At 31.1% G+C, this 6,162-nt stretch carries 14 protein-coding genes; all 14 read right to left on the reverse strand.

Annotated elements, in window-relative coordinates; translation table 11 throughout:
- Window positions 1-2: 2 nt before the first annotated feature.
- Window positions 3-227, reverse strand: a complete 225-nt coding sequence (locus tag ABIK75_05740; protein MEO0090590.1) for a hypothetical protein — start codon at window positions 225-227, stop codon at window positions 3-5.
- Window positions 224-1,210, reverse strand: coding sequence for a hypothetical protein (locus ABIK75_05745; GenBank protein ID MEO0090591.1), 987 nt, complete (start codon window positions 1,208-1,210; stop codon window positions 224-226). Before ABIK75_05745 ends, ABIK75_05740 begins: the two co-directional genes overlap by 4 nt.
- 57 nt (window positions 1,211-1,267) lie before the next feature.
- Window positions 1,268-1,687, reverse strand: a complete 420-nt coding sequence (locus tag ABIK75_05750; protein MEO0090592.1) for a hypothetical protein — start codon at window positions 1,685-1,687, stop codon at window positions 1,268-1,270.
- Window positions 1,688-1,735: 48 nt separating this feature from the next.
- Complete coding sequence (locus tag ABIK75_05755; GenBank protein ID MEO0090593.1) at window positions 1,736-2,077, reverse strand: hypothetical protein; 342 nt, start codon at window positions 2,075-2,077, stop codon at window positions 1,736-1,738.
- Window positions 2,078-2,108: 31 nt separating this feature from the next.
- Window positions 2,109-2,393 (reverse strand): hypothetical protein, encoded by a 285-nt coding sequence (locus tag ABIK75_05760; protein ID MEO0090594.1) that lies wholly within the window; start codon window positions 2,391-2,393, stop codon window positions 2,109-2,111.
- A complete protein-coding gene (locus tag ABIK75_05765; GenBank protein ID MEO0090595.1) occupies window positions 2,383-2,649 on the reverse strand; it encodes a hypothetical protein in 267 nt (88 codons plus the stop codon). The genes ABIK75_05760 and ABIK75_05765 overlap by 11 nt, the downstream gene beginning before the upstream one ends.
- 76 nt (window positions 2,650-2,725) lie before the next feature.
- Window positions 2,726-3,031: a hypothetical protein gene (locus ABIK75_05770; GenBank protein MEO0090596.1), complete on the reverse strand. Its 306-nt coding sequence runs from the start codon at window positions 3,029-3,031 to the stop codon at window positions 2,726-2,728.
- A 10-nt stretch (window positions 3,032-3,041) separates the two neighbouring features.
- Window positions 3,042-3,317 carry a hypothetical protein gene (locus ABIK75_05775; GenBank protein MEO0090597.1) on the reverse strand — a complete coding sequence of 92 codons (276 nt, stop codon included), beginning with the start codon at window positions 3,315-3,317 and terminating at the stop codon, window positions 3,042-3,044.
- Entirely contained in the window at window positions 3,286-3,603 is a 318-nt protein-coding gene (locus tag ABIK75_05780) for a hypothetical protein (GenBank protein MEO0090598.1), read from the reverse strand. The genes ABIK75_05775 and ABIK75_05780 overlap by 32 nt, the downstream gene beginning before the upstream one ends.
- On the reverse strand, window positions 3,600-3,887 hold the full coding sequence (locus ABIK75_05785; protein MEO0090599.1) for a hypothetical protein: 288 nt from the start codon (window positions 3,885-3,887) through the stop codon (window positions 3,600-3,602). Before ABIK75_05785 ends, ABIK75_05780 begins: the two co-directional genes overlap by 4 nt.
- Window positions 3,887-4,177, reverse strand: a complete 291-nt coding sequence (locus tag ABIK75_05790; protein ID MEO0090600.1) for a hypothetical protein — start codon at window positions 4,175-4,177, stop codon at window positions 3,887-3,889. Before ABIK75_05790 ends, ABIK75_05785 begins: the two co-directional genes overlap by 1 nt.
- 92 nt (window positions 4,178-4,269) lie before the next feature.
- The gene (locus tag ABIK75_05795; protein ID MEO0090601.1) at window positions 4,270-4,647 is read right to left on the reverse strand and encodes a hypothetical protein; all 378 of its coding nucleotides are present in this window, start codon (window positions 4,645-4,647) and stop codon (window positions 4,270-4,272) included.
- Between the two features lie 3 nt (window positions 4,648-4,650).
- Window positions 4,651-5,109 (reverse strand): hypothetical protein, encoded by a 459-nt coding sequence (locus ABIK75_05800; protein ID MEO0090602.1) that lies wholly within the window; start codon window positions 5,107-5,109, stop codon window positions 4,651-4,653.
- Window positions 5,099-6,162, reverse strand: a 1,064-nt coding sequence (locus ABIK75_05805) for a hypothetical protein (protein ID MEO0090603.1), incomplete at its 5' end; no start/stop codon positions are given. The genes ABIK75_05805 and ABIK75_05800, both read right to left, overlap by 11 nt.

Here is a 6,162-nt window from a genome sequence, read left to right on the forward strand (position 1 = left end):
ATTTATATCTCCTCATCAATTTTTTTATAATATATACCTTTTATTCCCTTGTATTCAATCAAGTAAGGAAGGTAGTTCACATCTGGTAATCTTTTTGCTGGACATTCTCTTCCAACTGCTTCAAGGCAGGTATAGTAATGTTTATCATTTTGCAATTTTCTACACTTATAGATTATGACATTCCCATCTATAATTTTAAACATATGGATACAGAATATTTCTTTCATAGTGTGCCCCATAGTTTTGAATATACAAAGTTATCTCTTTTCTTTTCTATGAACCCTTTCTCAAGTAGGTAATAGATGTGTTTGTTTATGGTGTTTTCTGAATATTTCTTGCTTCTCTTGACAATATCATCATAACTTACATCAGACTTATCTATAATTGTTTTCTTCCCTATATATAACAATAATTTAAAGTCAAGGTCTGTTGCTGAATCAAACATAAAGGGTAAGAATGAATAAACTACTATACAGTCTTCAATTGTTAAAGTAGACCTCCCATATAGAGCGGCATTCCCTCTTGCAAGTTTCCTTACAAGTTTTATAGACCTAAAATCATAAGCCTCATTTTTCATTTTAGCAAGGTATTCACCTATCCTTTTAATGAATTGTCCTATATTTTCTGGTATTGTTATTGTTTTTATTTCATTTATTTCAAGTGGTATTTTTTCTTCAGGTTTAGGCATTCCATTAGTGCTTATATATATGTTTATACTTTCTTCATCTTCTGGTGTATATCTAAAACTAAAATTGAAACATCTACTTGACAATCCTATGCTATCTAAATCTTTCTTTCTGCTCATATATTCTTTAGGTGTTATAGCACCTATGAATCCAAACTTAACAGGTTCTCTAAATTCATATTTTATATCTGACCTTCTTATAGACATAAGCCCTTCTTCAAGTGTCATATTTAAAACAGCAAAAAGTGAATTCTTAGAATGTTGTCTACCAAATGCTCTTATCATATCTGGTAAAATTATATATCCTCTTTTCTTATGATTTATCTCCATAAGTAATGTTTCCAATCCATGCCCTGAAACATCAGAAAGTATTATATAACCTTCACCAGTGAAAGAAGTAAGAAGATATGATTTACCAGAACCTGGTGGAGCAACAAGTATAACTCCTATCGGTTGCTCATTAGCCTCTATCATCTTATAACAGCATCTTATAAATCTTTCAGGCGCTTCAAGTCCTGTAAGCATATTACCTCCTTATGTTATTGAGGGGGGACAGGAATATAACCTGCCCCCCTCTTTATTTTAGAATTCTGGTTCTGGTTCAGGTGTTTTTGCTGTTGGTGTTTTCTTGAAAGCATCAGGGAATGTCCTTCTTAGTAATGCATATACCCTTCTCATCTGTGCATTTGACATCTGTTCATTTATTGTTATATCGTTATCCTGTAGGAATTTATTCAGTGCATCTGTTCCGTATATTTTTTCAACATTATTTATGGTTTCAACAAGTCTTGTGTATTCACTTTCAGTTACCTGTCTTCTTCTTTGTGTTCTTTGTTGTGTTGTTGGTGTTTGAGTTGTCTGTGTAGGTGTTGTAGGTTGTGCTGTTTTTGTTTCTTTCTTGCTTGAGAATATCCAGTTTATGAAGCTGATGATGGCATCCCTATCACTTGAGGTATATGCCATCTCTCCCTTATCTGTTTTTACTTTTACAGTTATCTCCATATCACACCTCCTTTTGGTTAAGAGGGGTTATTACCCCTCAATACTTCTTTATTCTAAGAGTTTAAAATACTTTTCTAATGATGTAAGTTCTTTTGCCTCAATAACTTTATTTTCGGCTATACCTCTTATAAGAACTTTGAATGGTCTTATTGAAAATGCAATTATTTTATCTACGTTCCTACTGTGTGAAGGAAGAAAGTGGATATAAACATCTTCATCACTTATCTCTTTTATTAAACCAAGTTCTTTATTTGTATCTGTTGACAATTCAAAGTTGGGATTACTGTCAAAAGTAATGAAGCGGTAGCAACTATCAGAGAATACATAAAACTTTGCATAGTATATTTTTCCCTCTTTTTTTAAAAATTCCTCAATCTTTTTCTTTTCCATTATTCACCTCCTTTTGGATAAGTCTTGTTTCTTAATTATTTTGATTATATTGTTTAAATAAAGCAGAAGCAATAAACATTTTAGCAAACTCATTTGTTATAGTGAAATATATAGTAATTAATAGAATTAAATCAGAAACAGAAAGGTTATATTCAGAAACTTTATTTTTAAAATAAAAGTATTGTTCTTTTGGAGACATATTTATTGCTTGTGATAGAGCCTCATTTAAAAACTTTTCTAATTTTTCTGCTTGTTTTTTATCAGCACCAAATTCTTCAAACCATTCTTTATCATTAAAAATTACTTCACCCTTCACTTTTCACCTCCTTTTTCATAACATTATCTTGTAATTTTTCATAATATTCAAATTGTTTATAAAACTTATTTTTGATTTCTTTTATTAATTCTGTTTCTGGTTTAATATTTCTACTTTTAAGGATATCAAATATTTTTATTTCAATAAAGTCATCATCAATAAATTCACGTCTGAAGTATTTATAAATCACATAAGATAATGATAATGCAGTAAGTTCAGAAACAATTTCTTTAATGATTTCATCATTAATCTTCATAACTCACCTCCTTAAAAATGTTTTTATATTATACAGGGGAGGGGTGGAATATAACCACTTACCTCCCCTATTCTATTTATTCTTTTTCTTTGAGGTCTGACTCAACATCAGCATATTTAAGTAGTTCATCATAGGTGATAAATTCGCATTCTCCATTTCTCCAAGCCCTTTTTATCTCTGGTGGACTATCATTTGTCAGTTTTTCTATGTAGTGATTAGCATGAGGAATGCCAAACTCACCATACTCTTTATAACAATCAACCAAGCTCCAAGTTATCTCTACACCATCTGGGACATCAGTTATAAAGAGTTTAGGTATATGTTGATATGGAGTCCTTACGTGTATTAAGTGAGCAACATACCATACATTTTTCTTCTTCATAATTCACCCCTTATTTAAGATATTTTTCAAATTCTGAAAAGTCTTTCTCTTTTATATCTTCTTTTAGGTATAGAAGGACATAGCCTTGACCTGTTTTTGTTCTACAAGGTCTTATGTGTATTTTACCTTCCTTTTTTAACTCCTCGTATATTTCTATCGGGTCAAGTCCTTTAGACCTTATGAACTCATTCAACCCAGACCATACAGGGTTGTATCCCTTTTTACCCGTCTGTATCTTCTTCTCTTTTATCACCTTAATTACCATTTCTTTTATTTGTTCTTTCATCACACACCTCCTTTTTTAGTCTTTCAATTATCATTTTTTCAGCTGCATCAAAAATAGAATTATAGAGCATAACAATTATAACTGCTAAATCACTATAAGTTAATCCATATTCTTCAATTTTTTTCTTTATAAACTGATAGGCATCAGTCTTTAACTCCATCAACGATGCTGGAAAAATGACAGTTTGTAAAAACTTTTTCAACTTTTCAGCATGTTCCTCATCAACTCCTATTTTAGCAAACCATGTTTCATTCCATTTTTTTTCATTCATACCACACCTCCTCATAATTCTTCTTCAATTTTTTCAATGCTTCTTAACATTTCTTTGATTAATTGTATAGTTTTTGATGAATAATCACAAATAACACCGCCACATTCAGGATGAACAATAAGTTTTTCATCACCATTTTCAATAAAATCTTGGAATTCAGTCTTAATAACATCACCATTCATATAAATTTTGAATAAACCATCTCCAGTTTCTACATATTGTAAGTTTTTGATGACTTCACCACACCAAGGACATATAAATTGACCATCCTCATTTTTTTTAAGCTCATAATTATACATTACTCACCTCCTTTATTTTCTGATAAAAATTTTATAATTTTCTTAACTTTTTCTTCATCATAATCAAACAACACAGAGCCACATGATGGACAACATATAACACCATCTCCAACTTCACTTATAACGTCTTTTAGAGAAAAATCAAGGTTTTCATCAATATAAAAGATTGCTGTTGCCGTCTCTGAATACACTAAAGGTAAATATAATTCACTCTGACAATAAGCACAATATAAAGTTTTATGACCTAATTTTATTTTTGTATTTTCTAACTCCTTCTCTATACCTTCCATTTTCTCACCTCCTTTTAACTTAAGGGGAGGGGAAAAGGAGGATTGTAATGGGACATATGAAGGAAAAAGATTGAACCCCTCCCCTTAATATTTTAAACATATTCTACGATTTTTAACAATCTTTCTCTGAACTTATCAAGTTGTTCCGTTGCTTTACTATTATCTTTAAAAAACCAATGAACTGATTTTGTTCCAAACCAGAATACTGGGTTTTCATCAAGTAAATAACTGACAAGTTTCATACATCCATTGAAATCTTCACTACCAATTGCTTCTTTGAGGGGACACCCAGAGCAATCCTCATCTTTGCATAATGGACATTGTTCATCTATGACAAAGTATATTTCAGAGTAGGTTTCACAATCTGCTTTGAATACTATAGCGTTTCTATGGTCAAGCCTTTTTTCAAATCTTTCTTTACATTCTATTGGTATATAAATCTTATCATCTACACTACTTTTTCTTTTCATTTTTCACCTCCTTTTAAACACAAAAGGGAGGTCAAACTCCCACACAATGTTGACTTTTTCAAAAAGTTTAGGGTATGTTCTCCTGTATATCTCTATGCTAAAAAGTCTAACTTCAAGTTCTGTTAGTCCACTATCAATATAGTGTAAAAGTTCGTGAAATAGTGTTATCACAGAAGGCTTACTTATAACTATTCTATTTCTAAATCTGTCACAATATCCAAATGCTCCAAAAGGTAATGCTCCAAATTCAAGCGATGGAGTTGTAAAACCTAACCTTTTACATATCTTATCTAATACTAATCTAAACTTTTCTTTTATCTCATCTTTACTACCTCTCCACATTTTTAATTTTCTCATCTCATCTAATATATCAGCTATGCTACTATAAATGTTTTCAAAATAACTTTTCTTATCTTCGCTGATACTATTCCACTTTTGAAAATAAATTTCTTTACCGTTCATATCTCACCTCCTTTTCTTTCATTATTTCATCAGCAATACAATCACAAACAAATTCAATTTCTTCATCTTTTACATCTTCATTCATCCTGATCCAGTAAGGCAAACCAAAATAGTATGCTTCATTATCAACCTCTATTGGATGTGGTATTATGTCAAATTTCTCACGAATTTTGTTAGTCTCTGAAAAACCAGAAACAACATTTCCTCTATCCTTTCTTAAACCATATAGAATTATATTCGTTTTCTTAATTTTTGATTTTAATAAGTATGTAAACACAGCGATAGTGCTTTCATTCCATTCATCCCTGAATGTTATATTTACATCAGAGTTGGTCTTTTTCTTCTTAACCCAATATTTTGTTATGTCAGTTCCATCATATTCTCTATATTCATTTACAAAGTTCATCAAGTATTCGTATTCATCAAGTGATAAACCGCACAATTCCCTGTATTCTTCATAAGTAGGAGGAATTTTCACTGTTAATTCACCTTTCTCAAGTATTTTATTTATCAAATTGAACGCCGTTTTCAAGACTATATAGGCAATTTTGGGATTTAGTAATACAGCAGATGGAAGTGTTCTGTATTCAAATCCCCATAGTTGGCTTCTATACGCAGTTAAGGCTTTATACTGTTTCCTCTCTTTACCAGACAGTTCAATCAATAGTTTTCCAAGGAATTCATCAAGTAATCTTGCCATTATATTGAAATTCTTTTCACTTGAAAATTCGTTTGGAACACCAAAATGGATATGACATCCAAGAGGAAAAATATCGCCTTTCACTGAAATTGGAATACCTCTAATTGAAATTCTTTTTATCAGGTCTCTTATATTCTTAACAAGTCCTTCTGGAGTAGCTGATGGTTTAGGTCTTATTTCAATTTGACAGCCAGAACCATCACATCCAATTGGTGATGAAGTTCCAGTAAATGTCGATCTGATTACCTTGTAGCTCCTATCTGATGACAATTGTTCAAACTCAGGGTCAGCACCTATTGTTAATAGTGGAAGTTCCTCAAAACAAATATCCACTCTTCTAACATTAACTGTTT

The organism is candidate division WOR-3 bacterium (assembly GCA_039801725.1).
Taxonomy (GTDB): Bacteria; Hydrothermota; Tepidihabitantia; order Tepidihabitantales; family DTDR01; genus DTDR01.

Excerpts from the sequence above, each read along its gene's own strand:
- ABIK75_05790 (MEO0090600.1), bottom strand. The coding sequence starts at position 4,177 with ATGGAAGGTATAGAGAAGGAGTTAGAAAATACAAAAATAAAATTAGGT.
- ABIK75_05785 (MEO0090599.1), bottom strand. The coding sequence starts at position 3,887 with ATGTATAATTATGAGCTTAAAAAAAATGAGGATGGTCAATTTATATGT.
- ABIK75_05765 (MEO0090595.1), bottom strand. The coding sequence starts at position 2,649 with ATGAAGATTAATGATGAAATCATTAAAGAAATTGTTTCTGAACTTACT.
- ABIK75_05740 (MEO0090590.1), bottom strand. The coding sequence starts at position 227 with ATGAAAGAAATATTCTGTATCCATATGTTTAAAATTATAGATGGGAAT.
- ABIK75_05775 (MEO0090597.1), bottom strand. The coding sequence starts at position 3,317 with ATGAAAGAACAAATAAAAGAAATGGTAATTAAGGTGATAAAAGAGAAG.
- ABIK75_05780 (MEO0090598.1), bottom strand. The coding sequence starts at position 3,603 with ATGAGGAGGTGTGGTATGAATGAAAAAAAATGGAATGAAACATGGTTT.
- ABIK75_05800 (MEO0090602.1), bottom strand. The coding sequence starts at position 5,109 with ATGAACGGTAAAGAAATTTATTTTCAAAAGTGGAATAGTATCAGCGAA.
- ABIK75_05795 (MEO0090601.1), bottom strand. The coding sequence starts at position 4,647 with ATGAAAAGAAAAAGTAGTGTAGATGATAAGATTTATATACCAATAGAA.
- ABIK75_05770 (MEO0090596.1), bottom strand. The coding sequence starts at position 3,031 with ATGAAGAAGAAAAATGTATGGTATGTTGCTCACTTAATACACGTAAGG.
- ABIK75_05745 (MEO0090591.1), bottom strand. The coding sequence starts at position 1,210 with ATGCTTACAGGACTTGAAGCGCCTGAAAGATTTATAAGATGCTGTTAT.
- ABIK75_05750 (MEO0090592.1), bottom strand. The coding sequence starts at position 1,687 with ATGGAGATAACTGTAAAAGTAAAAACAGATAAGGGAGAGATGGCATAT.
- ABIK75_05755 (MEO0090593.1), bottom strand. The coding sequence starts at position 2,077 with ATGGAAAAGAAAAAGATTGAGGAATTTTTAAAAAAAGAGGGAAAAATA.